23 protein-coding genes and 1 pseudogene are annotated in these 23,145 nt (G+C 65.2%); 13 read left to right on the forward strand and 11 right to left on the reverse strand.

From position 1 onward, the window contains the following. The first annotated feature begins 34 nt into the window (after positions 1-34). Positions 35-1,147: a ribonucleotide-diphosphate reductase subunit beta gene (locus tag H3H37_RS17600; RefSeq protein ID WP_182164871.1), complete on the forward strand. Its 1,113-nt coding sequence runs from the start codon at positions 35-37 to the stop codon at positions 1,145-1,147. A gap of 649 nt (positions 1,148-1,796) precedes the next feature. Here H3H37_RS17600 and H3H37_RS17605 read toward each other — a convergent pair. Then, positions 1,797-3,095 (reverse strand): hypothetical protein, encoded by a 1,299-nt coding sequence (locus H3H37_RS17605; RefSeq protein WP_182164873.1) that lies wholly within the window; start codon positions 3,093-3,095, stop codon positions 1,797-1,799. A gap of 347 nt (positions 3,096-3,442) precedes the next feature. Here H3H37_RS17605 and H3H37_RS17610 point away from each other — a divergent pair, with 347 nt between their 5' ends. Continuing rightward, on the forward strand, positions 3,443-3,973 hold the full coding sequence (locus H3H37_RS17610; protein ID WP_311197538.1) for a YggT family protein: 531 nt from the start codon (positions 3,443-3,445) through the stop codon (positions 3,971-3,973). Further along, complete coding sequence (locus tag H3H37_RS17615; RefSeq protein ID WP_182164875.1) at positions 3,970-4,269, forward strand: DUF167 domain-containing protein; 300 nt, start codon at positions 3,970-3,972, stop codon at positions 4,267-4,269. The genes H3H37_RS17610 and H3H37_RS17615 overlap by 4 nt, the downstream gene beginning before the upstream one ends. A 22-nt stretch (positions 4,270-4,291) precedes the next feature. Here the strand turns inward: H3H37_RS17615 and H3H37_RS17620 are convergent, their stop codons facing one another. From H3H37_RS17620 to H3H37_RS17655, 9 genes and pseudogenes are all read right to left on the reverse strand, one after another. Continuing rightward, the gene (locus tag H3H37_RS17620) at positions 4,292-5,230 is read right to left on the reverse strand and encodes a carbohydrate kinase family protein (RefSeq protein ID WP_182164877.1); all 939 of its coding nucleotides are present in this window, start codon (positions 5,228-5,230) and stop codon (positions 4,292-4,294) included. A gap of 11 nt (positions 5,231-5,241) precedes the next feature. Further along, positions 5,242-6,723, reverse strand: coding sequence for a DUF3426 domain-containing protein (locus H3H37_RS17625; protein WP_229218902.1), 1,482 nt, complete (start codon positions 6,721-6,723; stop codon positions 5,242-5,244). A 270-nt stretch (positions 6,724-6,993) separates the two neighbouring features. Beyond that, a pseudogene (locus H3H37_RS26245) lies at positions 6,994-7,062 on the reverse strand (MJ0042-type zinc finger domain-containing protein); the annotation flags it as partial. A gap of 12 nt (positions 7,063-7,074) precedes the next feature. After that, positions 7,075-8,013: a 50S ribosomal protein L11 methyltransferase gene (gene prmA, locus H3H37_RS17630; RefSeq protein ID WP_182164881.1), complete on the reverse strand. Its 939-nt coding sequence runs from the start codon at positions 8,011-8,013 to the stop codon at positions 7,075-7,077. Beyond that, positions 8,013-9,407: an acetyl-CoA carboxylase biotin carboxylase subunit gene (accC, locus tag H3H37_RS17635; protein ID WP_182164883.1), complete on the reverse strand. Its 1,395-nt coding sequence runs from the start codon at positions 9,405-9,407 to the stop codon at positions 8,013-8,015. Before accC ends, prmA begins: the two co-directional genes overlap by 1 nt. A gap of 109 nt (positions 9,408-9,516) precedes the next feature. Next, positions 9,517-9,990: an acetyl-CoA carboxylase biotin carboxyl carrier protein gene (gene accB / locus H3H37_RS17640; RefSeq protein WP_182164885.1), complete on the reverse strand. Its 474-nt coding sequence runs from the start codon at positions 9,988-9,990 to the stop codon at positions 9,517-9,519. 91 nt (positions 9,991-10,081) lie between these two features. Further along, the gene (aroQ, locus tag H3H37_RS17645) at positions 10,082-10,519 is read right to left on the reverse strand and encodes a type II 3-dehydroquinate dehydratase (protein ID WP_182164887.1); all 438 of its coding nucleotides are present in this window, start codon (positions 10,517-10,519) and stop codon (positions 10,082-10,084) included. 84 nt (positions 10,520-10,603) lie between these two features. After that, a complete protein-coding gene (locus H3H37_RS17650; protein WP_182164889.1) occupies positions 10,604-11,152 on the reverse strand; it encodes a TlpA family protein disulfide reductase in 549 nt (182 codons plus the stop codon). Beyond that, positions 11,149-11,808 carry a hypothetical protein gene (locus H3H37_RS17655; RefSeq protein ID WP_182164891.1) on the reverse strand — a complete coding sequence of 220 codons (660 nt, stop codon included), beginning with the start codon at positions 11,806-11,808 and terminating at the stop codon, positions 11,149-11,151. Before H3H37_RS17655 ends, H3H37_RS17650 begins: the two co-directional genes overlap by 4 nt. Positions 11,809-11,920: 112 nt before the next feature. On the opposite strand from H3H37_RS17655, the gene mpl reads away from it, so the two are divergent. The 9 genes from mpl (at position 11,921) to corA (ending at position 20,607) form a co-directional block, all read left to right on the forward strand. Next, the gene (mpl, locus tag H3H37_RS17660; protein ID WP_182164893.1) at positions 11,921-13,291 is read left to right on the forward strand and encodes a UDP-N-acetylmuramate:L-alanyl-gamma-D-glutamyl-meso-diaminopimelate ligase; all 1,371 of its coding nucleotides are present in this window, start codon (positions 11,921-11,923) and stop codon (positions 13,289-13,291) included. Then, positions 13,288-13,866 carry a YqiA/YcfP family alpha/beta fold hydrolase gene (locus H3H37_RS17665; RefSeq protein WP_182164895.1) on the forward strand — a complete coding sequence of 193 codons (579 nt, stop codon included), beginning with the start codon at positions 13,288-13,290 and terminating at the stop codon, positions 13,864-13,866. Before mpl ends, H3H37_RS17665 begins: the two co-directional genes overlap by 4 nt. Then, complete coding sequence (locus tag H3H37_RS17670) at positions 13,863-14,468, forward strand: chorismate--pyruvate lyase family protein (RefSeq protein ID WP_182164897.1); 606 nt, start codon at positions 13,863-13,865, stop codon at positions 14,466-14,468. Before H3H37_RS17665 ends, H3H37_RS17670 begins: the two co-directional genes overlap by 4 nt. After that, positions 14,465-16,525, forward strand: a complete 2,061-nt coding sequence (locus H3H37_RS17675; protein WP_182164899.1) for a ribonuclease catalytic domain-containing protein — start codon at positions 14,465-14,467, stop codon at positions 16,523-16,525. The genes H3H37_RS17670 and H3H37_RS17675 overlap by 4 nt, the downstream gene beginning before the upstream one ends. A gap of 139 nt (positions 16,526-16,664) precedes the next feature. After that, complete coding sequence (locus H3H37_RS17680) at positions 16,665-17,522, forward strand: TonB family protein (protein ID WP_182165119.1); 858 nt, start codon at positions 16,665-16,667, stop codon at positions 17,520-17,522. After that, the gene (gene aroE, locus H3H37_RS17685) at positions 17,522-18,340 is read left to right on the forward strand and encodes a shikimate dehydrogenase (protein ID WP_182164901.1); all 819 of its coding nucleotides are present in this window, start codon (positions 17,522-17,524) and stop codon (positions 18,338-18,340) included. The genes H3H37_RS17680 and aroE overlap by 1 nt, the downstream gene beginning before the upstream one ends. Continuing rightward, positions 18,337-19,053: a monofunctional biosynthetic peptidoglycan transglycosylase gene (gene mtgA / locus H3H37_RS17690; protein ID WP_182164903.1), complete on the forward strand. Its 717-nt coding sequence runs from the start codon at positions 18,337-18,339 to the stop codon at positions 19,051-19,053. Before aroE ends, mtgA begins: the two co-directional genes overlap by 4 nt. Positions 19,054-19,082: 29 nt before the next feature. Next, on the forward strand, positions 19,083-19,520 hold the full coding sequence (locus tag H3H37_RS17695; RefSeq protein WP_229218898.1) for a DUF4124 domain-containing protein: 438 nt from the start codon (positions 19,083-19,085) through the stop codon (positions 19,518-19,520). Positions 19,521-19,638: 118 nt separating this feature from the next. Further along, entirely contained in the window at positions 19,639-20,607 is a 969-nt protein-coding gene (gene corA / locus H3H37_RS17700; protein WP_182164905.1) for a magnesium/cobalt transporter CorA, read from the forward strand. Here the strand turns inward: corA and H3H37_RS17705 are convergent. Then, complete coding sequence (locus tag H3H37_RS17705; RefSeq protein WP_182164907.1) at positions 20,600-21,121, reverse strand: hypothetical protein; 522 nt, start codon at positions 21,119-21,121, stop codon at positions 20,600-20,602. The two genes, corA and H3H37_RS17705, sit on opposite strands and share 8 nt — an antisense overlap. Before the next feature lie 263 nt (positions 21,122-21,384). Between H3H37_RS17705 and H3H37_RS17710 the strand changes: the two genes are divergently transcribed. Beyond that, entirely contained in the window at positions 21,385-23,115 is a 1,731-nt protein-coding gene (locus tag H3H37_RS17710) for an ABC transporter permease (RefSeq protein WP_182164909.1), read from the forward strand. The last annotated feature ends 30 nt before the right edge of the window (positions 23,116-23,145 follow it).

Consider the following 23,145-nt stretch of genomic DNA (forward strand, 5'->3'; position numbering starts at 1 on the left):
TTCTGTTTAGACCGAATTCAGAAGGAAAAACACCATGTCGCTGTCCTGGGACGAAGACACCGCTCCGGCGGTACCGCAAGCAGTCAACCAAGCCGTGCTGAACGGCGAGGCGAGCGCCGAGCAAGTGGCGCTGCGCGTGAACGCCGACGATAAACGCATCATCAACGGCAAAACGGACGTCAACCAGCTGGTTCCGTTCAAATACAAATGGGCCTGGGACAAGTACCTGGCCGGCTGCGCCAACCACTGGATGCCGCAGGAAGTGAACATGCAGCGCGACATCGAGCTGTGGAAGAACCCCAACGGCCTGACGGAAGACGAGCGCCGCCTGGTCAAGCGCAACCTGGGCTTCTTCGTGACGGCCGACTCGCTGGCCGCCAACAACATCGTGCTGGGCACCTACCGCCACATCACGGCCCCCGAGTGCCGCCAGTACCTGCTGCGCCAGGCGTTCGAGGAAGCCATCCATACCCACGCTTACCAGTACATCGTCGAGTCGCTGGGCCTGGACGAGGGCGAGATCTTCAACGCCTACAACGAGATCAAGTCGATCCGCGACAAGGATGAATTCCTGATCCCGTTCATCAACAACCTGACTGACCCCACCTTCACCACCGGCACCGTGGAAAGCGACCAGACCCTGCTCAAGTCGCTGATCGTGTTCGCCTGCCTGATGGAAGGCCTGTTCTTCTACGTCGGCTTCACCCAGATCCTGGCGCTGGGCCGCCAGAACAAGATGATGGGCGCCGCCGAGCAGTACCAGTACATCCTGCGCGACGAGTCCATGCACTGCAACTTCGGCATCGACCTGATCAACACCATCAAGATGGAAAACCCGCTGCTGTGGACCCCGGCTTTCAAGGAGGAGATCAAGAACCTGTTCCTGAAAGCCGTCGAGCTGGAATACGCCTACGCCGAAGACACCATGCCACGCGGCGTGCTGGGTCTGAACGCGCCCATGTTCAAGGGCTACCTGCGCTTCATCGCCAACCGCCGCGCGCAGCAGATCGGCCTGGAGCAGCTGTTCGACCAGGAAGAGAATCCGTTCCCATGGATGAGCGAGATGATCGACCTGAAGAAGGAGCGCAACTTCTTCGAGACCCGCGTCACCGAATACCAGACCGGCGGCGCGCTGAACTGGGATTGATTCCCGACCCGCGTCGCCACGCGCGGCGACGGTGAACGAGAAGGCCGGACGATTTTTCGTCCGGCCTTTTTTCATGCGCGCGACTTTTTCGATGGCGCGAAAGTGGGCGCGCGATCGCATGCGCCGGCGTCGCGTTGGTGTCGTTCCGATGTGCGCGAAGCCGGTCGCGCGATCGCCGTCAGGTGCGCGCGCGCGCACTGCTGCCGCATTGTTCTTGCCAAGCGTCGCACTGTGTCTCATAATCGCGACGAATTTAAAAACAGTGTGGAGCAGTCGCTCCGCGCGCAGTTGAAGCGCCACAGCGCGCGCCGTGATGGAACACCGGCGCAGTCGGAAACGCAGACACCCAATTGGAATAAGGGTTAGTTTGAAGCCGGCATGTTGTGCGACGCGCCCGCGCGTGGAACTTCGCGGCCGCAAAAGCGCGCCGCGTGCGCGCCGGCGCGATGCGATGCGACTGCGAATTGGCAAGCGCGTGCGAGTTGCGGCGCCTATCCTGTAAAAAAGCTGGCGAAATCCTTGCGCGCCTGTTGCGCACCGACAAGGTTTTCGTGTACTTTACGAGATTGAAAAGGCGTGCTAGCGAAAGCGTGGAAGAAGAAGCCGCGCAGTGCCGCAACGATGCCGCCGCAGATCGAAAAAATGGGATTCAGATTCGCACGAATATGCACAAGACCACACCGTTTTTTTTCGACCGCCTTGCCTGATTGAGTTCAGGTTGGGCGGTTTTTTCTTTGAAAAATAAAACCGTGTTGTGGCTGCGACGGAGGTTAACGGTGCTGAGCATACGCCCGACACACCGCAGATGTCGCAACAAGATTTGGACGCAGGCGCCGGCCGTGAAAGGGACGGTGTGCTGAGTCGATGGCTGAAGCGCTGCAATCGTGAGGAGTTGCAGCAGTTCAGCTGGTGCCGAATTCATTAGCGCAAACCGTCGTTTGCGCCGATGAATAATTCGCCTGTCCCCATCCGGGGCCGGACGGGTTTTAATCTTGTGCGTGAATTTTTCCCATCCCAGATGAAGGAGAACAAAAATGGCAACAGCCGCTAAGAAATCCGAAGTAAAGAAACCAGCCGCCGCCAAGGCTGCTCCTGCGGCGAAGAAGCCGGCAGCAGCAGCCAAAGCCGCTGCCAAGCCGGCAGCCAAAGCCGCCGCTAAACCTGCAGTGAAAAAAGCCGCCGCCAAACCAGTGGCCAAAGCCGCCGCTAAACCAGCAGCGAAAGCCGCCGCCAAGCCAGCAGCAAAAGCTGCCGCCAAGCCAGCCGTGAAGAAAGCCGCTGCCAAGCCAGCAGCCAAAGCCGCAGCAGCCAAGCCAGTCGCGAAGAAAGCCGCCGCCAAGCCGGCAGCAAAAGCAGCAGCCAAGCCAGCCGTGAAAAAAGCGGCAGCCAAGCCAGCAGCAAAAGCAGCAGCCAAGCCAGCAGCGAAGGCCGCAGCCAAGCCAGCAGTGAAAGCCAAGGCAGCGGCCAAGCCAGCAGCCAAGGCCAAAGTGGCCGCCAAGCCAGCAGCGAAGAAAGCCGCCGCCAAGCCAGCGGTGAAAGCCAAAGCAGCAGCCAAGCCAGCAGCCAAGACCGCCGCCAAGCCAGCAGCGAAAAAAGCCGCTGCCAAGCCAGCAGCGAAGAAAGCCGCCGCCAAGCCAGCCGCGAAAGCCGCCGCCAAGCCAGCAGCCAAAGCCGCCGCCAAGCCGGCAGCGAAGAAAGCCGCTGCCAAGCCAGCAGCGAAAAAAGCCGCCGCCAAACCAGCAGCCAAAGCCGCCGCCAAGCCAGCGGCGAAAGCCGCAGCCAAGCCCGCAGCCAAAAAAGCTGTCGCCAAAAAACCAGCGGTAAAAGCGGCAGCCAAACCGGCTGCAAAGGCTGCGGCTAAGCCAGCAGCAAAAAAGCCGGTTAAGGCTGCGGCTAAACCAGCCGCCAAGCCTGCAGCGAAAAAAGCCGCCGCCAAGCCAGCAGCCAAGCCAGTAGCCGCAGCAGCCGCACCGGCAGCAGCACCGGCCGCCGCACCGGCAGCCGCCGCACCGGCAGCAGCACCAGCCGCCGCCGCGCCAGCCGCCGCCAAGCCAGCGGTCAAGAAAGCTGCACCGAAGAAGCCTGCCGCGCCGAAAGCTGCCGCCAAGCCAGCCGCCGCGCCGGCCGCGCCAGCTGCGCCGGCCGCACCGGCAGTCAAGACTGTCGTGGCACCAGCCGCCGCCTGGCCTTTCCCGACCAGCACCCGCCCTTCCTAAGAAAAAGCGTGGATGCCTGTTAAGGCAAGCGACCGCTGTGTGAGACAATCACACAGCGGTTTTTTTTTGGAGGGAACCCGTGCTTAGTATTATCAAGTTGATCGTCGATGCCGCCGCCACGCTGTTGGGCGGCGCCTTGCTGTTACGTTTCTGGATGCAGGCGATACGTGTTCGTCCACCATCGTCCGTAGCGCAATTCACCTTTCAACTGTCCGACTGGCTGGTGCGCCCGCTGCGCCGCATCGTGCCCGGCGTGGGCGGCTACGACTGGGCCAGCCTGATCGGCGCCTACCTGATCGTGCTGCTGGCCACCTCGGTGCTGTTCCTGGCCGGCTGGAGCGCGCCGGCCGTGCTGCTGGCCGCCTGCCAGCGCTTCCTCGAATGGATTTTGTACGGCTTCATGGCGCTGCTGGTGGTGGAAGCCATCTTCAGCTGGGTCAACCCCCACGCGCCGCTGGCGCCGTTCGTGCGCGCGCTGAACGACCCGCTGCTGCGCCCGATCCGCCGCGTGGTGCCGCTGGTGGGTAACCTGGACCTGTCGCTGCTGGTGGCCATCATCCTGCTGCAGATCGCGCAACTGGTGCTGGGCATGCTGTTCGCGGCCCGATGAGCCGCACCTGGTGTTCCCCGCTGCCGGGCGGCGTGCGGCTGGCGGTGCAGATACAGGCCAACGCCAAGAAGACGGAAGTGGTGGGCGTGCTCGAAGACGCGCTCAAGATCAAGCTGCATGCCCAGCCCATCGAGGGCAAGGCCAACGAAGCGCTGATCCGCTTCCTGTCCGATACCCTGTCCGTGCCGCGCAGCGCCATCGCGCTCACGCACGGCCAGACCAACAAGCGCAAGCTGCTGGAAATCAGCGCAGCCAAGCTCACGCCCGATGGCGTGGCGGCGCTGCTGCTCCCATAAACGAAAACCGGGGTCAGCTGGTTTAGTAGCGGTAGCCGAATGCCGCTTCGAAGCGGTCCGCGATCTCGGCGGCCGTCATCAGGTGGTTCTGGGCGCCCTTGCGCGCGATCTTGATGGCGCCCAGCAGGCTGGCCAGGCGGCCCGTGGTCTCCCAGCTCCAGTCGCGCGTGATGCCGAACAGCAGGCCGGCGCGGTAGGCGTCGCCGCAGCCGGTCGGGTCGAGCACGGCCTCGGCTTGCACAGCCGGGATCTCGATGCGCTGGCCCTTGGTGTAGATCTCCGAACCCTTGTCGCCGCGCGTGACGATCAGCGCTTCCAGGCGGCTAGCCATGTCGGGCAAGGTCAGGCCGGTGCGGTCCATCAGCAGTTCGATCTCGTAGTCGTTGCACGACACATAGGTGGCCTTGTCGATGAAGTCGATCAGCTGTTCGCCGCTGAACATGGGCAGCTGCTGGCCGGGGTCGAACATGAAGGGGATGCCCAGCGCGGCCAGGTCGGCAGCGTGCTTGAGCATGCCCTCGTGGCCGTCCGGCGAGATGATGGCGACGCGTGCCGGGCCGGCCTTGGCCACCGGGTTCTCGTGCGCGAACGACATGGCGCCCGGGTGGAAGGCGTTGATCTGGTTGTTGTCGGCGTCCGCCGTCACGAAGCACTGGGCCGTGTACGCGTCCTGCTTGATCAGGATGTTGTCGGTGGCGATGCCGAACTGGCGCAGGCGCTCCAGGTAGGGGCCGCTGTCCTGGCCCATCACGCCGACGATGCGCGGATCGCCGCCCAGCATCTTGAGGGTGTAGGCGATGTTGCCGGAGCAGCCGCCAAATTCCGTGCGCATGGTGGGCACGAGGAACGATACGTTCACCTTGTGCAGCTGGTCGGCCAGCAGCGTGTCGCCGAAGCGGCCGCCAAATTGCATGATGGTGTCGATGGCGAGCGAGCCGCAGATCAGGGTGGTCTGGTTCATTGAATAGGTCTTTACGGATAGAAAACGGCGATGTGATAGCCGGAGGCCTTGAGCTGCTTGAGCTCAAAGTACAGTTTGACGGATTGTTCGGAGTGCGGCGCGAAGCCTTTGCCCGGGTCCGCGTCCGGCCCCAGGTAGTCGCGCGGCGTGAACACGCGGCGCAGCACGGCCTTGTCGTTGGCGTCGTCGAGCCGCAGTTCAATGTCGGGCCACGCTTGCGCCGTCGTGCTTTGGTTGCGCAGCAGGGTAGTGAACGAGAACGTGGACTCGCTCAGCGTCTGCAGCTCGCCCTGTTCGATGGTCACATAGTCGATCTGCGCCGGCAGTTCCACCTTGCAGCCCAGCGCCGCGCACAGCGATTGCAGCGCCGGTTTCAGTTGCGGCACGCTGGCCGCCAGCGGGTTGCGGAAGGTGGTGGCGGCCTGGCCCACCAGCGTACCGACCAGCAGCACCGAACCGGCGCTCATGGCGATGGTGGCCAACTTGCCCAGGCGCTGGCGGCGGTGGTGGCGTTTGACGAAGCCCGGTTCTTCCTGTTCAGCGACAGTATCGGCGTTCGTGTCGGCGTTCATGCCAGCGTCGGGCTGCCGGGCGGTCAGTGTTGGTTCGTCGTCGTCGCGGCTGGCCTTGACCGGCAGCGGCGCAGTCGTGTGCGCGCGCGCGGCGGGCGACAGGTCGACCAGCACTTCGTCTTCGTCGTCGGCTTCGGACAGGGCGGCCGGCGACGCTGCCGGCTCGGCGGCGGCGGGTGGCGTGGCGGGTTCGCCCCATGTCGGTTCGCGGCGGCCGTCGGCCAGCGCGTTGGGTGCTGGTTCGCCCGCCGTGTCGATTTCCAGCGCCGACCCGGCGTCGGCCATGTCCTCCGGTTCGAGCTGGAATGCTTCATCCAGTGTGAACGGGGAAAAGTGTTCTGGTTCGGCGGCTGGCGGCGCGAGGTCGTGTTCGGCCTCGGGTGCGGCTGTGGATTCAGGTTCCGGTGCGGATGCGGGGATGGCATCGACGCTCGCGGCATTGGCCGGCGCATCCCAGTCCAGCACTTCGGTGGCCGGCTCCAGATCGACGTTCAGGTCCAGTTCCAGCTTGTCTTCGGCTGGCGCCGGCGTCGGCGGCAGCGTGGGCGTGGCGTCGATGCCGCCGGCGTAGGCGGCGGCGGACGGGGGCAGGGCGAATGGCGCCCCGGATGGCGCGTAGGCTGTCGCGGGCGGCACGTAGCCGGTGTCGGCTTGGATGGCCGGCGCGGTCAGGATCGATGGCGCTGGCAAGGGCTCTGCGCTGATCTTCGCGCTGGCATCCTCATGGGCAAAGGCATAGCCATCGCCGGCATGGTCGTCGGGGGCGCCGGCGTCGCCGGCATCGGCCGTTTCCGCAGTATCGAGTTCCAGTCTGTCGAGTTCCAGCGTATCGAGTTCCAGCGTATCGAGTTCCAGCGGTGCGCCGCTGTCCCCGGGCGCCGGCCGCAAGGCCGTTGCGGCGTGCGTGTCGAGCGCAGCCATTGCAGCGTCGAACGGGACGGCCGGTGGCAATGGAACGGGCGAAGGCGTCGGAGCAGGCGCGGGAGTCGCCGCAGTGGCAACTTCGGCAGCGGCAGGGAGGGATACGGGGGTAGCGGCGGGCGCCGGTGTTGCCGTCGCAGGGACTGATGCGGGTGCAGCAGGAATAGGTCCAGGTGCGGGTGCAGGTGCGGGCGGGACGGGCGGCTCCAGCAGGGCCGCGTTGCCGTCGAAGACTTCATTGCAGGCGCCACAGCGCACTATGCCCCCACGTAATTTCAGCTGGTCATGGGCGACCCGAAATATCGTGTTGCAGTGGGGGCATTTAGTGGCGAGCGCCATCGCTGCGGTGGATCAGGCGTCGCGCGCCGGCGGCACCGTGTCGCTGCCGAGACGGCCATGCAGGGCGACCCAGCCATCCTGCTCGGCCCACACGCCGAGCTTGATGAACGGGGCATAGGCGGCCGCCACTTCCTCGGCCTGGCGTGCCAGCACGCCCGACAGGATCAGCGCACCACCGTCGGCCACGCGGCCCGACAACATGGGCGCCATCAGCTTGAGCGGGCTGGACAGGATGTTGGCCACCACCACGTCGAAACGCTGGTTGGCATAGGCCGACTGGGCGAACGTGTCGGGCAGGAAGTACTCGACGTCGCACTGGTTGCGCACGCCGTTGTCGCGCGCCGATTCGATCGCCTGCGGGTCGATGTCCACGCCGGCCACCTGCGCGGCGCCCAGCTTCTTGGCCACCATGGCCAGGATGCCGGAACCGCAGCCGTAGTCGAGCACGGTCTTGCCCGGCGCCGGATGGGCTTCCAGCCACTCCATGCACAAGCGGGTGGTCGGATGGCTGCCGGTGCCGAAGGCCAGGCCCGGGTCCAGTTCCAGGATCAGGGCGTCGGGATCGGGGGCTTCGTGCCAGCTCGGCACGACCCAGATGTTCTTGCCGATGTGGATGGGCGCGAACTGCGACTGGGTCAAGCGCACCCAGTCCTGCTCCTCCACCTTGCGCAGCGTGAACCTGGGCACGGCGGCCAGCTTGATCTGCTCGGCGGCGGCCGCCACGATGGCGGCCTGGTCGGCGTCCTGCTCCGTCAGCGCCACCACGCGGCTGTGTTCCCATGCCGCTTCCTTGGGCTCCATGCCCGGCTCGCCGAACAGGGGGCGCTCGGCGTCCGTGCCTTCGTCCGCGTCCTCGACGGAAACGGACAGGGCGCCCACTTCCATCAGGGCGTCCGACAGGGCTTCGGCGTGGTCGCGCGCGATTTCGATGACGATTTCAGTCCAGCTCATTACGATCCTTTGCTGTCGTTCTTGTTGCCCAGGCTCAGTTTGTGCAGCTCGGGCATGTCGGCCAGCTTTTGTTCCAGGTAGTGAATATTGGTGCCGCCTTCGATGAAGCGGGCGTCGATCATCAGTTCGCGGTGCAGCGGGATGTTGGTCTGGATACCTTCGACCACCATTTCCGACAGCGCGATCTGCATGCGGCGGATAGCCTGCTCGCGGGTGGCGCCGTAGGCGATCAGCTTGCCGATCATCGAATCATAGTGCGGTGGCACATAATAACCCGCATACGAGTGCGAGTCGACCCGGATGCCGGGACCGCCCGGGGTGTGCCAGGCCTGGATGCGGCCGGGCGACGGGGTGAACTTGAACGGGTCTTCGGCGTTGATGCGGCACTCGATGGCGTGGCCGGCCAGCATCACGTCGCGCTGGCGGAAGCGCAGCTTCTCGCCGGCGGCGATGCGGATCTGTTCCTGCACGATGTCGATGCCGGTGATCATTTCCGTGACCGGGTGTTCGACCTGCACGCGGGTGTTCATCTCGATGAAGTAGAACTCGCCGTTCTCATACAGGAATTCGAAGGTGCCCGCGCCGCGGTAGCCGATCTTGCGGCATGCTTCGGCGCAGCGGTCGCCGATCTTTTCGATCAGTTTGCGGGGAATGCCGGGCGCCGGCGCTTCCTCGATCACTTTCTGGTGGCGGCGCTGCATCGAGCAGTCGCGCTCGCCCAGCCAGACGGCGTTCTTGTGCTCGTCGGCCAGGATCTGGATTTCCACGTGGCGTGGATTCTCCAGGTATTTCTCCATGTAGACTTCGGGGTTGCCGAAGGCCGTGCCCGCTTCCGTCTTGGTCATGGCCACGGCGTTGATCAGGGCCGCTTCCGTGTGCACCACGCGCATGCCGCGTCCGCCGCCACCGCCGGCCGCCTTGATGATGACCGGATAGCCGACCTTGCGCGCGATCTGCACGATGGCCTTGGGATCGTCGGGCAGCGCGCCGTCCGAACCGGGCACGCAGGGCACGCCGGCCTTGATCATGGCTTGCTTGGCCGAGACCTTGTCGCCCATCAGGCGGATCGAATCGGAGCGGGGGCCGATGAACACGAAGCCCGATTTCTCCACGCGCTCGGCGAAGTCGGCGTTTTCCGACAGGAAGCCGTAGCCGGGGTGGATCGCTTCCGCGTCCGTCACCTCGGCCGCGCTGATGATGGCTGGCATGTTGAGGTAGCTCAACGACGACGGAGCGGGACCGATACACACCGATTCGTCGGCCAGCTTCACGTATTTGGCGTCTTTATCCGCTTCCGAGTGGACGACCACCGTCTTGATGCCCATTTCGCGGCAGGCGCGCTGGATCCGGAGGGCGATTTCGCCACGGTTGGCGATGAGGATTTTTTCAAACATGATAGGTTCGCGTAGGTCTGTGAGCGCCGGCGGGCCGGCGGCTGCTGTAGAGGGGAGTGCGGGGGGAAAGTCGGGCGCGCCCCGCCGTGGGCGGGGGCAGGCGGGCGACTTAGCCTATCACAAACAATGGCTGGCCGAATTCGACCGGCTGGCCGTTCTCGACCAGGATCTGGGTGATGGTGCCGGCCTTGTCGGCGTCGATTTCGTTGAGCAGCTTCATCGCTTCGATGATGCACAGGGTATCGCCTTCCTTGACGGTGGCGCCCACTTCGACGAAGGCCGGGTTGCCCGGTGCGGAGGAACGGTAGAAGGTGCCCACCATGGGCGACTTGACCACGTGGCCGGTCGGCTCGGCGGCCACGACGGCGGTGGCGGCGGCGGCCGGCGCGGCGGCGGCCACAGGGGCGGGAGCAGACTGGAATTGTTGCGGCAGGCCTTGCGGCTGCATCATCACGACCTGGTTTTGAGCCATGGCCGACGACTTGACGATGCGCACTTTGCTTTCGCCTTCGGTGACTTCCAGTTCAGCGATGTCCGATTCGGCGACCAGGTCGATCAAGGTCTTGAGCTTGCGTAAATCCATGTGTAACCCCCAGGAATTATCTTGTATTTGAGTGGGTGCAGCGCCGCCTCATGGGCCACGCCGCGCTAAAATTGCGCGCAGATCGCGTAGATTAACGCCTTTTAAGGGCGAAGTCGATGGCAAAGCGATATCCCTCGATGCCCAGGCCGCAGATCGTACCGATCGCTATTGCGCTAAGGAAAGAATGGTGGCGAAACGCTTCGCGCTGGTAAATATTCGATATATGCACTTCAACGAAAGGAATGGCCACACCGGCCAGCGCATCGCGCAGGGCCACGCTGGTGTGGGTCAGTCCACCCGGGTTGATGACGATGGCGTCCACGCCTTCCGTCCTGGCGGCATGGATGCGGTCGATCAACGCGCCTTCGTGGTTGCTCTGAAAACAAGACAGCGTCGCGCCGGCGGCCGCGACCTGGGCCTGGGCTGCCTGCTCGACGTCGGCCAGGGTGCTTGCGCCGTAGACCTCGGGCTCGCGCGTCCCCAGCAAATTCAGGTTGGGGCCGTTGAGTAACAGGAGGTGTTGTGCCATGGATTCAGGACCATTTTCCGCGAAAGTTCCGCATTTTGCCGCCAACGGAGGGCGATGGCAAGAGAAAAAAACTGATGGAATTGATTACAAGGCAGCCAGGTCGGCGCGCAATTGATCGAACTTCAAACGGCCTAAATAGGTTTTCTTCACTTGTCCATCCGCCCCGATCAATACCGTGTATGGCAGGCCGCCCCCGGTGTTGCCGAACTGGCGCGACAGCTCGGTGCCGCCCATGCCGGCCACGTAGAGCGGATAGGCGATTTTGAATTTGTTGGCAAATTCGGCGATATTTGAGGGCGAATCAATGCCTATGCCGATAACTTTCAGCTTCTTGCCGGCATCTCCGGCGGCCAGCGCCGACAGCTCCGGCATCTCCTGCACGCACGGCGCGCACCACGGAGCCCAGAAATTGACCAGCAAGGCCTGGCCTTTGTACTGGGCCAGTGCCTGGCTGGCGCCGGCCACATCCGGCAGCGACTGTTTATATAGTGCGTCGACGGGACCGGTGAAGCCGGGCGCGGCCGTGGCGGTCACGGGCGGGGCCGGTTCCTTCTGGTGGGTGCCGACCCAGGCGCCCATGGCGCCGAACATCAGGGCAATGACGGAATAGGCGATCAGATGATTTTTTTTCATGTCGGAAGGGAAAGCTTGTCGTCGGGGTGGGTGCTGCTGATTAAGAGGGTGCGCACGGCGGCCAGGTCCGCCCGCATGAGCTTGCCATCGGCGCGCAGTTTCTGGGCGCCGCGCAAATCGTCGAGGTCATACAGGGCCGCATGCACGCCTTCCTGCTGCCACAGGAAGCTGACCACTTCCACCGGATCGAAACGGGGCCCCTTGAAGTGGGGCGCTTCCGAGAAGTCGAGGGTCAGGTTCTGGTTCAGCAGGAAGATTTCCACTTCCTTGGCGCTGTCGGCGAACAACTGCAGGTGGATGTCGTCGTGGGGGCCGGCCGTGCCGTTGAGCACGGAACCGGTCAGGTAGGGGCTGAACTTCTCCAGCAGCTCCATCACTTGCAGCGCCGCCGTGCGCAGGCGGAACAAATGGGCGGGCTGTGTGTCGGCATGGAACAGGGCCTGGTACAAGCGCACTTCCAGTTCGATTTCCGTGTCGGACGGTAATAGATTGGCGGGCAACATATTAATATTGCCGTGCGCCTCGCCCAGCACCTGGCGCGCGGCCTTGCGTTTGGCGTTGTCGTACTCGGCCCCGTCCTGGGCTATGAGCCGGGCGGCGGCGGCGGCTATTTCCGCGCGCAACTGCCGGGCTTCGTCGTTTGGCTTGGGCATCATGGGGCAAATGATACCTTGAATAGTCAAAAGGGGAAAAACCCCCGGCGTCAGGTAAAATCCCATCTCTGACCATCCTGACCATCGTCCCACCGTCGTATTCATACCAATTCACATGCATATTCATATCCTCGGCATCTGCGGCACCTTCATGGGTGGCCTGGCCGTGCTGGCCAAGCAGGCCGGTCACCGCGTCACCGGCTGCGACGCCAATGTCTACCCGCCCATGAGCACCCAGCTGGAAGCCCAGGGCATCGAACTGATCCAGGGTTACGGCGCCGAGCAGGTGCAGCTCAAGCCTGATTTGTATGTGGTCGGTAACGTGGTTACGCGCGGCAACCCGCTGATCGAGGAAATCCTCAACCGCAGCCTGCCCTATGTGTCGGGCCCGCAGTGGATAGGCGAACATATATTACGCAACAAGTGGGTGCTGGCCGTGGCCGGCACGCACGGCAAGACCACCACCTCGGCCATGCTGGCCTGGATCCTGGAGGACGCCGGCTACGCGCCCGGCTTCCTGATCGGCGGCGTGCCCGTCAATTTCGGCATCTCGGCCCGCCTGTCCGGTCCCGGCGTGGACTCGGACTTCTTCGTGATCGAGGCCGACGAATACGACACGGCCTTCTTCGACAAGCGCAGCAAGTTCGTCCATTACCACGCCAAGACGGCCATCCTGAACAACCTCGAATACGATCACGCCGACATCTTCCCCGATCTGGCCGCCATCGAGACCCAGTTCCACCATTTGGTGCGCACCGTGCCCGGCATCGGCCGGCTCGTCGTCAATGGCGACGAAGCGTCGTTGCAGCGCGTGTTGCAGCGCGGCTGCTGGAGCGAGCGCGAAACGTTCGGCCTCAGCGACGGCGTCAACTGGACCCTGCGCGAGCATGACGATGGCAGCTTCGACGTGATCTTCAACGGCGAACCGTCGGGCACCGTGCGCTGGCAGCTCACGGGCAAGCACAACCGCGCCAACGCGCTGGCCGCCATCGCCGCCGCGCGCCACGTGGGCGTGCCCGTGGCCCAGGCCGCGCAATCGCTGGCCAGCTTCCAGAGCGTCAAGCGGCGCATGGAAGTGCGCGGCGTCGTCAACGAGGTCACCGTCTACGACGATTTCGCCCACCACCCGACCGCCATCGCCACCACCGTGGGCGGCTTGCGCCAGAAGCTGGGGCAGGCCAGCCGCATCCTGGCCGTGCTGGAGCCGCGTTCCAACACCATGAAACTGGGCGCCATGAAGGACGCGCTGCCGGGCAGCCTGGGCGACGCCGACCTCGTGTTCGGCTACGGCAGCCAGCAGGCGCTGGGCTGGAGCCTGGGCGACGCGCTGGCGCCGCTGGGCCAGCGGGCCAGCGCCTACGAGGACCTGGACGCGCTGGTGGCGGCCATCGCCGCCGCCGCCCGTCCCGGCGACCACATCGTGGTGATGAGCAACGGCGGCTTCGGCGGCGTGCACCAGAAGATCCTGCAGGCGCTGGCCCGATGATCCTCTACCTGCACGGATTCCGTTCCTCGCCCCGCTCCATGAAGGCGCGCCTGGTGGGCGAGCGCATGCAGGCGCTGGGCCTGGGCGCCGATTACCTGTGCCCGCAGTTGCCGGCCTCGCCCAAGGCGGCCATGGCATTGGCGCTGGAACTGGTGGACGGCGTGCCGGCCGATGAACTGGCCCTGATCGGTTCCTCGCTGGGCGGTTATTACGCCACCTGGCTGGCCGAACGGCTGGGCTGCCGCGCGGCCGTGCTGAACCCGGCCGTGGTCCCCATGCTGGACCTGGAGCCTTACGTGGGTGTGGGCACGCAATACCATTCGGATGAGCCGTTCGAATTCAAGCGTGAATACATCGCCGAACTGCAAGCGCTGGCGGTGCCGCGCATCACGCGGCCGGAGCGTTATTTCCTGCTGGCGGCCACGGGCGACGAAGTGCTGGACTACCGCGACATGGTGGCCCACTACGCGGGCGCGGCCCAGCATGTGATCGCCGGCAGCGACCACGCCATTTCCGGCTTCGCCGATTATGTGGCGCCGGTGCTGGCGTTTTGCGGCGTCGGGGCGGGCCGGTGAGGGCGCCCACGCTGCGGCAGGCGCACTGGTACGGCCACGTCAACGCGCTCAACGCCCCGTTCGACTTGCGGCACTGGCTCACGGGCGGCGGTTCGCTCACGGCCAAGCTCAAGGACCACAGCCAGGCGTTCCGCGTGCAGTGCTTGCACCAGCGCCCGGCGCGCTGCCTGGCGGACGAGACGGCGGCCATCGGCCTGCACCGTCCGGGGCGTGTGTGGGAACGTGAAGTGCTGCTGCGGTGTGATAATAGGCCGGTGGTGTTCGGCCACACGGTGGTGCCGATGTCGGCCACGGCGGCGGACTGGCCCCTGTTCAGCGCGCTGGGCGAGCGTTCGCTGGGCTCGACCCTGTTCGGCGACCCGCTGGTGCGGCGCGGCGCACTGCACTATGCGCGCCTGCGCGCAGGCCATCCGCTGATGCAGCGCGCCAGCGCCGCGCTCGGCTTGGATCGGCCACCCATTTTATATGCGCGGCGCTGCCTGTACCGGCGCCGCCAGGGCACGCTGCTGGTGACGGAAGTGTTCCTGCCGGCCGTGCTGGAGCTGGTGCTCCAGACGAATACGAATACGATCACAACGATAACGAATAGAAACGAGCAATGAATTTATTTTTCGAAGAATCCGGCGATTTCAAGGTCGGCACCGTGCTGTCGCAAGCGGGCGAGGCCTACCAGGTGGAACTGGCCAGCGGCAAGCGCACCAAGGTCAAGGTCAAGGATGTGCTGCTGCAATATGAAAAACCCACGCCGGCCGAGCTGTACGAGCAGGCCAAGGCCGTGGCGGCCGACATCGACCTGGAATTCCTGTGGGAAGTGGCGGGCGAGGACGAGTTCGGTTTCGCGGAGCTGGGCGCGGAATACTTCGGCCACACCCCGCTGCCGTTCGAGGCGGCCGGCCTGATCCTGAGCCTGCACGGCGCACCCATCTATTTCTACAAGAAGGGCCGGGGCCGCTACAAGGCCGCGCCCGAGCAATCGCTGCGCGCGGCCCAGGCCGGCATCGAGAAGAAGAAACAGCAAGCCATCATCCAGGCCCAGTATGTGGCGGAATTGAAGGCGAACCAGCTGCCCGCGTCCATGCAAGCCATCGTGCAGCAACTGCTGTTTAAGCCCGATAAGAATTCCATCGAGTACAAGGCGCTGGAAGCGGCCTGCGACGAGCTGCACACCAACGCCCAGCGCCTGATGCTGGCCGTGGGCGGCGTGGCCTCGCCCAAGCAGCTGCACATGTCCAAGTTCCTGTTCGAGAACTTCCCGCGCGGCGCCGGCTTCCCCGAGGTGCCGCTGCCGGTGGCGCCCACCAATTTGCCGGTGGCCGAGGTGCGCGCGTTCTCGATCGACGACGTCACCACCACCGAGATCGACGATGCGTTCTCCGTCGTGCGGCTCGACGATGGCACGGTGCGGGTCGGCATCCACATCGCCGCGCCCGGCCTGGGCATCAAGCCCGACGACGCGGTCGACAAGATGGCGCGCGCCCGCATGTCCACCGTCTACATGCCCGGCGACAAGATCACCATGCTGCCCGACAGCATCGTGGAAGCGTTCACGCTGGCCGAGGGCAAGACCTGCCCGGCCCTGTCGCTGTACGCCACGCTGAACCCGGCCAACTGGAGCGTGGTGTCCACCGTCACGCGCGCCGAGCTGGTGCCGATCGCCAACAACCTGCGCCACAACGACCTGGACGATCTCGTCAACGAGGAAACCCTGGCCAGCGGCGTGGGCGAGTATGCGCACAAGGAAGAGCTGGCGCTGCTGTGGCAATGGGCCCAGCACCTGGAGCAGGGCCGCATGGCCAAGCGCGAAGCGTTCGGCCTGAAGCCGGAACAGAACAACCGCGTCGATTTCAACTTCTACGTGGAAGACGACGTGGTCACCGTCACCCGCCGCAAGCGCGGCGCGCCGCTGGACAAGATCGTGGCCGAGCTGATGATCTTCGCCAACAGCAGCTGGGGCAAAATGATGCACGAGCACGGCGTGCCCGGCATCTACCGCAGCCAGGGCGGCGGCACGGGCGGCTGGGCTGCCAAGATGCAGGTGCGCATGGTCACCCACGCCGCGCCCCACCAGGGCCTGGGCGTGGACCAGTATGCGTGGAGCACCTCGCCGCTGCGCCGCTACACCGACCTGGTCAACCAGTGGCAGATCCTGGCCTGCGCCGAGCATGGCGTGACGGCGCCGCTGGTGGCCCCGTTCAAGCCCAAGGACGCCAACCTGTTCGCCATCGTCTCGGCCTTCGACGCGGCCTACGCGGCCTATGCCGACTTCCAGTCCAACATGGAACGCTACTGGTGCCTGCGCTGGCTGGGCCAGGAGGATGCGCGCCAGGTGGAGGCGGTGGTGCTCAAGGATGAAGTGCTGCGCCTGGTCGACATTCCGCTCATCATCCGCCTGCCCGGCATGCCGCAGGTAGCGCGCGGGGCGCAGGTCAAGCTCGACATCCTGCGCTGGGACGAGGTCGACCTGTCGATCGAAGCGCGGCTGCTGGAGATCCCGGCCGCCGGCGCGGTGGCCACCGACGCTGAACTCGATTACGAGGACGAGGACGACGTCTCCGCCGTGGAAGCGGCGGCCGAGGAGCAGGCCGAGCCGGCGCCCGCCAGCGACGCGCCCGTGATCGTGACGGGCGAGTCGACGGCCGAAGCGCCGCTGGCTGAATAATTGGCCAAGTAATCGGCCGAAGATGCGGCCGGGGCGGCGGCGTGGCCGCCGCCCCGCCGGTTCGGGTTAAAATCAGCCCACTTTGTAATCCCCTGCGGTCTGGCACAGCGTGAAGTCTCTCCAAGAAAACCGTTTCCTGATGATGGCGTTCGGCGTCTCCCTGCTGGCGCACGGGGTCTTGCTCGCCGTCCATTTCGTCGCCCCCAAGGCCTTCAAGGTGGAACCCACCGACCCCGGCCTGGAGGTCATCCTCGTCAACGCCAAGCATGCGCGCGCGCCGCTCAAGGCCGAGGCGCTGGCCCAGGCCAACCTCGATGGTGGCGGCAACGTGGACACGGGCCGCGCCAAGTCGCCGCTGCCCGACATGCGCAAGATGGAGATGGGCGACAGCGTCAAGGCCACGCGGCGGCGCATCGCGGAACTGGAAGAACAGCAGCGCAACCTGCTGAGCCAGGTGAGCAAGCCCACCCCGTTCACGGCGCCGCCCGTGACGGAAAAGAGCAAGCCCGACCCGCTGCCCACCGGCTCCGACCTGCTCGATTCCAGCAAGGCCATCGCCCGCATGGCGGCTGAGATCAGCGAAACCATCGAGGACCAGAACAAGCGGCCCAAGAAAACCTTCATCACGCCCAGCACGCGCGAAGTGGGTTACGCCGAGTATTACAAGACCATGCAGCGCCGCATCGAGGAAGTGGGCACGCTCAACTTCCCGCAGCAGAACGGCCGCAAGCTGTATGGCGAACTGGTGGTCTACATCCCCGTGTTCCAGGACGGTTACATCTACACCAAGGATGGCGGCGCCCGCGTCGAGCGCAGCTCCGGCAACCCGGCGCTGGACGCCAAGGCGCTGGAGATCGTGCGGCGCGCGCAACCGTTCGGGCGCTTCCCGCCCAAGATGCTGTCGAACGACAAGGATGACCTGTGGGTCATCATCACCCGATTCAAATTCACCCGCGAAGAAAAAATGGAAGCAAACCTGAGCGGCGGTGCCCAGTGATGGACCGCTACTGCGTATTCGGCAATCCCATCGGCCATAGCAAATCGCCCGCCATCCACGCCGCGTTCGCGGCCCAGACCGGGCAGCAACTGACTTACGAGGCGCGCCTGGCGCCACTGGACGGCTTCGCGGCCGCCGTGCAGGCCTTCATCGCCGAAGGCGGCAAGGGCGCCAACGTGACCGTGCCGTTCAAGCTCGAAGCCCACAAGCTGGCGCAGGCGCTGACCGTGCGCGCGCAGGCGGCGGGCGCCGTCAACACGCTGCACTTCACGGAGCAGGGCATCATCGGCGACAACACGGACGGCGCCGGGCTGGTGGCCGACATCGTCAACAACGCCGGCGTGGCCATCACGGGCAAGCGCGTGCTGCTGCTGGGCGCCGGCGGCGCCGCGCGCGGCGTGGTGCTGCCCCTCCTCGAGCACCGGCCGGCGCAACTGGTGATCGCCAACCGCACCGTGGCCACGGCCGAGGAACTGGCGCGCCAGTTCGCCGCGCTCGGCGGCGCCGGTGTGGTCAGCGGCTGCGGCTTCGGGCAGGTGGAAGGCCCGTTCGATATCGTCATCAACGCCACCTCGGCCAGCCTGCAGGGCGACCTGCCGCCGCTGCCGGACGGCGTGTTCGCCCCCGGCACACTGGCGCTGGACATGATGTACGGCGCCCAGCCCACCGTGTTCATGCAGTATGCGAGCGGGCACGGCGCGCTGGCGCGCGATGGACTGGGAATGCTGGTGGAGCAGGCCGCAGAGGCGTTCGCCGTGTGGCGCGGTGTGCATCCGGCCACGGGGGAAGTGCTGCACCGGCTGCGGGCCGCGCTGTGAGCGGCGCACGCAAGAATGAGGGGGGGCGCCGGCGCTGGATCAAGTGGCTGGTGATCGCGCCGCTGGCGTTGCTGTTGCTGGTCCAGCTCTACTTCTTCCTCCACATCTGCTGGTGGGTCGACCATAACCCCGGCATGACCAGTTTCATGCGCGAGCAGCAGGCCGCGCTGCGCGAGAAGAACCCGAACGCCAACATCCAGCAGTTGTGGGTGCCGTATGAGCGGATCTCGAACAACCTCAAGCGCGCCATCATCGCCTCGGAAGACGCCAACTTCTCCGAGCACGACGGCGTGGACTGGGATGCGCTGCAAAAGGCCTATGAGAAGAACAGCCAGAAGCACAAGGTAGTGCGCGGCGGCTCCACCATCACCCAGCAGCTGGCCAAGAACCTGTTCCTGTCCGGCTCGCGCAGCTATCTGCGCAAGGGGCAGGAGCTGGTCATCACCTACATGCTGGAGGCGGTGATGGACAAGGAACGCATCTTCGAGATCTACCTGAACGTGGTCGAATTCGGCACTGGCATCTTCGGTGCGGAAGCGGCAGCGCGCCACTACTACGGCGTGAGCGCGGCCAACCTCGGTGCGGCGCAGGCGGCCAAGCTGGCCGTGATGCTGCCCAACCCGCGCTTTTTCGACAAGCACCGTGATTCCGGCTACCTGGCGCGCCGCACCGGCGTGATCCTGCGCCGCATGGGCGCGGCCGAACTGCCTTGATGTGCCAACCTGAGAGCGAAGGAGTCGTCATGTCCCGTCACCCGTACCAGCGCGGCCTCGGCCTGATCCAGGTCGCCATCGTGATGGCCACGCTGGCCGCCATCGCCATGGCCGCCATGATGTCGATGCGCAGCGAGCGCAATCTGTTCGCCGAAGCGCTGGGCAAGCTGACCGGCCATCCGGCGGCGCCGCTGCAAGGCGGCGTGCCGGGCGGGGTGGCCAACGCGGCGGCTGCGGCGGCCCAGCCGGCCCAGCCCGAACGTCCGGCCGGGGTGCTGCGCAAGTGCGTCATCGACGGCAAGACCGTGCTGTCGGACGTGGACTGCACCGACCGCAACCCCACCAGCACCATCGTCAAGGTGCATGAAACGCGCGGCATCGAATCGCCCAAGGTGCCCAAGCCGGAACCGGCCGCCGACGGCGCCCCCACCATGCAGGACAAGATGATCGACAAGGCCACGCGCTGACCGCAGGGACGGCGCAAAAAAAGGTCGTGCCGGGGTGGCCGGCGGCGGGGCGAGCAGGTACACTTGCGCTGTTTTGGCGCGCCGCGCCGCGTCCCTCCTTCGTCGTCCGAGAGTGCCCATGATTAATGTCTTCGTTCTGCAAAACGGCCGGCTCAACCAGGTTCCCATCGATACCCGCGCCGATCTGGAGAACGTGGCGCCGGTCTGGGTCGACCTGACCGATCCGAACGAGGACGAGCGGGCCTGGGTCAAGGCCATCTACGGGGTGACCCTGCCGGGCGAGGACGAGGTCAAGGACATCGAGGCCTCGGCCCGCTACTACGAGGCCGAGAACGGCGACCTGCACCTGCGCACCGATTTCCTGCTGGAGGAGGACGACGGCCCGTCGCGCGTGGTGACGGTGGCCTTCATCCTGGCCCGCAAGATGCTGTTCTCCGTGCACACGGACGACCTGCCCGTGTTCCGCCTGGTGCGCATGCGCGCCCGCTCGCGGCCCGGCTCCATCGCCGACTACATGGACGTGCTGCTGGACCTGTACGCGACCGACGCCGAATACTCGGCCGACGCGCTCGAAGGCATCTACCTGCACCTGGAGGAAGTGAGCGCGCGCGTGCTGCAAAAGCAGTTCACCGACCAGGACGCGGCCGCCGCCCTGAATGCGATCGCGCTGGAGGAAGACTTGAATGGCCGCATCCGCCGCAACATGATGGATACCCGGCGCGCCGTCAGCTTCCTGATGCGGGGCCGCCTGCTCAATACCGACCAGTTCGAGGAGGCGCGCCAGATCCTGCGCGATATCGAATCGCTGGACGGCCACACGTCCTTCCTGTTCGATAAGATCAACTTCCTGATGGACGCCACGGTCGGCTTCATCAACATCAACCAGAACAAGATCATCAAGATCTTCTCGGTGGCCAGCGTGGCCTTCCTGCCGCCGACGCTGATCGCGTCCATCTACGGCATGAACTTCCGCGGCTGGTTCCCGGAGCTGGAGTGGTCGCTCGGCTATCCGTTCGCGCTGCTGCTGATGGTCACCAGCGCCATCGCGCCGTTCTGGTACTTCCGCCGGCGCGGCTGGCTCAAGTGACGGCGCCGCTCAGCGCGCAGACGGCGCCCGGCGCAAACTCCAGCGACAGCGTGCTGTAGTAGGGCGCCGCGCTCCATTGCCGGTGCAGCGCCAGCGCGCGCTCGTACAGGCAGCAGCGCACGTCGAACGGCGAGAAGTCGAACGGTGGCTTGCCGCGCGCGTGGCAGGCCAGTGCGGCCCCTTCCAGGAACGCGTCCTCGTCGAATTCGCCCTGCCACAACTGGGCCTGCAGGCCCTCCACGATGGCTTCCACCTGCACCGCTTCCAGCTCGACGGCGCTGTTGGCCGGGTCGTGGACCGCCTCCATCACGAATGCCACGTCGGCGCCGCGCGCCACCAGGCTCAGAAAACCGTGGCGCAGCGGCAGCGCCGACTCCACCACGTAATGCAGCAGGTCATGCGGCAGGATGCCTTGGCGCGGCATCAGCGTGTCGGTGCAGCTGCCGTTGTTGCGCACGAAGCGCAACACGTCGTACAGGTCGTTCTTCGAGCGTTTTTCGGCGATCAGTTTCATGATGCTGTGTGATGCGATGAATAAACAGAATTATGAAACGAATAGCATGTTTGCAAATTCACTAACTCTCACACATTGAATAAAATTTCAAAAATAATCGAAATTTGAAATAAAATTTCATTGTCTGGCGAGCTGTTTAGCTGCCCCTGCCTATCCTTTAGAATGGCGCCGGGCGTCACTTTCCCGTCACTATCATCCGTTAAACTAGCGGGATTTTTCCGCCCCTGTTACAACGCGCGCCGTCGCCAGAGAAAGAACCAGCAATGACAAAAAAACGGCAGTTTTTCCCCCGCCAGGTGGTCGAAGCGGGCGGCAACCGGTGGGACCTGGCCATGCTGCCCATCGTGCTGGCCGTGTTCGTGCTGCTGGCCTACGGCAGCCAGCAGATGGTGCGCCCCTACGCCGTGGGCGAGACGCTGCCGCTGTCGCTGGAACCGTACTACCTGCCGTACTACCTGCTGCGCACCACGCTGCGCATGTTCATCGCACTGGGCGCGTCGATGGTGTTCAGCTGCGTGTTCGCCGCCCTCACCACCAAGTACCGGCTGGCCGAGAAGGTGCTGGTGCCGCTGCTCGACATCCTGCAGTCGATCCCCATCCTGGGCTTCCTGTCGATTACGGTGACGGCCTTCATCGCCCTGTTCCCCGGTAACCTGCTGGGGGTGGAGTGCGCGGCCATCTTCGCCATCTTCACCTCGCAGGCGTGGAACATGGCGTTCTCCGCCTACCAGGGCTTCCGCACCGTGCCGTCCGAATTGTCGGAGGCGGCCAGCGTGTTCCAGCTGTCGGGCTGGCAGCGCTTCTGGCGGCTGGAGCTGCCGTTCGCCATGCCCGGCCTGCTGTGGAACATGATGATGTCAATGTCCGGCGGCTGGTTCTTCGTGGTGGCGTCGGAGGCGATCTCGGTGTCGAACCAGAACATCAAGCTGCCCGGCATCGGCTCCTACATCGCGCTGGCCATCGAGCAGCGCGACCTGGGCGCCATCGGCTGGGCCATCACGGCCATGCTGGTGGGCGTGCTGTTGTACGACCAGCTGTTCTTCCGCCCCTTGCTGGCGTGGGCCGACAAATTCCGCTTCGAGGAGACGGGCAGCGATACGGCGCAGGAATCGTGGCTGCTCACCTGGCTGCGCCGCACCGAGCGCACGCAGCAACTGGTGGAATGGTGCGGCGGCCTGCTGGCCCGCTCGATCGCCATGTTCCGCCTGCAGCACGACGGCACCTCGATCCGCGCCCGGCCGCAGCAGGCCTCGCTGCTGCCGCAGCGCGTGTGGGACGCCGTGATCGCGGCCGTCGTGTTCTACGCCCTGTGGGAACTCGGTCACTTCATCCGCGCCGAAGTGGGCTGGAGCGAAGTGGGGCGGGTGCTGGTGCTGGGCCTGTACACGCTGTCGCGCGTGCTGCTGTTGCTGGCGCTGGCGGCGCTGGTGTGGGTGCCGGTCGGCGTGTGGATCGGCATGCACCCGCGCTGGGCCTCGCGCACCCAGGCCGTGGCCCAGTTCATGGCCGCGTTCCCGGCCAACCTGGTGTTCCCGGTGGCCGTGGTGGCCATCGTGCGCTTCCATCTGAATCCCGACATCTGGCTGTCGCCGCTGATGATCCTCGGCACCCAGTGGTATCTGCTGTTTAACGTGATCGCCGGCGCCTCCACCGTGCCGACCGAACTGCGCCACGCGGCCCACAACTTCGGCCTGACGGGCTGGCTCAAATGGCGGCGCTACCTGCTGCCGGCCATCTTCCCCAGTTTCGTCACGGGTGCTATCACGGCCAGCGGCGGTTCGTGGAACGCCTCCATCGTGGCCGAATATGTGAGCTGGGGCGACACCACCGTCAAGGCCCATGGCCTGGGCAGCTACATCGCCGAGATGACGGCCAAGGGCGATTTCCCGCGCATCGCGCTGGGCATCGGTGTGATGTGCATCTTCGTGATGGGCTTCAACCACTTCGTGTGGCGCCGCCTGTACACGATGGCCGAGAGCCGGCTGCACTTCTAGCCTTGAACCAGCCCCGAATTCACCGATTTG

The organism is Rugamonas brunnea, from assembly GCF_014042345.1.
In the GTDB taxonomy this organism is placed as follows: Bacteria; Pseudomonadota; Gammaproteobacteria; order Burkholderiales; family Burkholderiaceae_D; genus Rugamonas; species Rugamonas brunnea.

Excerpts from the sequence above, each read along its gene's own strand:
- accB (WP_182164885.1), bottom strand. The coding sequence starts at position 9,990 with ATGGATTTACGCAAGCTCAAGACCTTGATCGACCTGGTCGCCGAATCG.
- aroE (WP_182164901.1), top strand. The coding sequence starts at position 17,522 with ATGGACCGCTACTGCGTATTCGGCAATCCCATCGGCCATAGCAAATCG.
- H3H37_RS17665 (WP_182164895.1), top strand. The coding sequence starts at position 13,288 with ATGATCCTCTACCTGCACGGATTCCGTTCCTCGCCCCGCTCCATGAAG.
- H3H37_RS17710 (WP_182164909.1), top strand. The coding sequence starts at position 21,385 with ATGACAAAAAAACGGCAGTTTTTCCCCCGCCAGGTGGTCGAAGCGGGC.
- accC (WP_182164883.1), bottom strand. The coding sequence starts at position 9,407 with ATGTTTGAAAAAATCCTCATCGCCAACCGTGGCGAAATCGCCCTCCGG.
- H3H37_RS17620 (WP_182164877.1), bottom strand. The coding sequence starts at position 5,230 with ATGAACCAGACCACCCTGATCTGCGGCTCGCTCGCCATCGACACCATC.
- H3H37_RS17680 (WP_182165119.1), top strand. The coding sequence starts at position 16,665 with ATGATGGCGTTCGGCGTCTCCCTGCTGGCGCACGGGGTCTTGCTCGCC.
- H3H37_RS17705 (WP_182164907.1), bottom strand. The coding sequence starts at position 21,121 with ATGAAACTGATCGCCGAAAAACGCTCGAAGAACGACCTGTACGACGTG.
- H3H37_RS17625 (WP_229218902.1), bottom strand. The coding sequence starts at position 6,723 with ATGGCTGCGCTCGACACGCACGCCGCAACGGCCTTGCGGCCGGCGCCC.
- H3H37_RS17615 (WP_182164875.1), top strand. The coding sequence starts at position 3,970 with ATGAGCCGCACCTGGTGTTCCCCGCTGCCGGGCGGCGTGCGGCTGGCG.
- mpl (WP_182164893.1), top strand. The coding sequence starts at position 11,921 with ATGCATATTCATATCCTCGGCATCTGCGGCACCTTCATGGGTGGCCTG.
- H3H37_RS17695 (WP_229218898.1), top strand. The coding sequence starts at position 19,083 with ATGTCCCGTCACCCGTACCAGCGCGGCCTCGGCCTGATCCAGGTCGCC.
- H3H37_RS17655 (WP_182164891.1), bottom strand. The coding sequence starts at position 11,808 with ATGATGCCCAAGCCAAACGACGAAGCCCGGCAGTTGCGCGCGGAAATA.
- H3H37_RS17650 (WP_182164889.1), bottom strand. The coding sequence starts at position 11,152 with ATGAAAAAAAATCATCTGATCGCCTATTCCGTCATTGCCCTGATGTTC.
- H3H37_RS17675 (WP_182164899.1), top strand. The coding sequence starts at position 14,465 with ATGAATTTATTTTTCGAAGAATCCGGCGATTTCAAGGTCGGCACCGTG.
- aroQ (WP_182164887.1), bottom strand. The coding sequence starts at position 10,519 with ATGGCACAACACCTCCTGTTACTCAACGGCCCCAACCTGAATTTGCTG.
- H3H37_RS17600 (WP_182164871.1), top strand. The coding sequence starts at position 35 with ATGTCGCTGTCCTGGGACGAAGACACCGCTCCGGCGGTACCGCAAGCA.
- corA (WP_182164905.1), top strand. The coding sequence starts at position 19,639 with ATGATTAATGTCTTCGTTCTGCAAAACGGCCGGCTCAACCAGGTTCCC.
- prmA (WP_182164881.1), bottom strand. The coding sequence starts at position 8,013 with ATGAGCTGGACTGAAATCGTCATCGAAATCGCGCGCGACCACGCCGAA.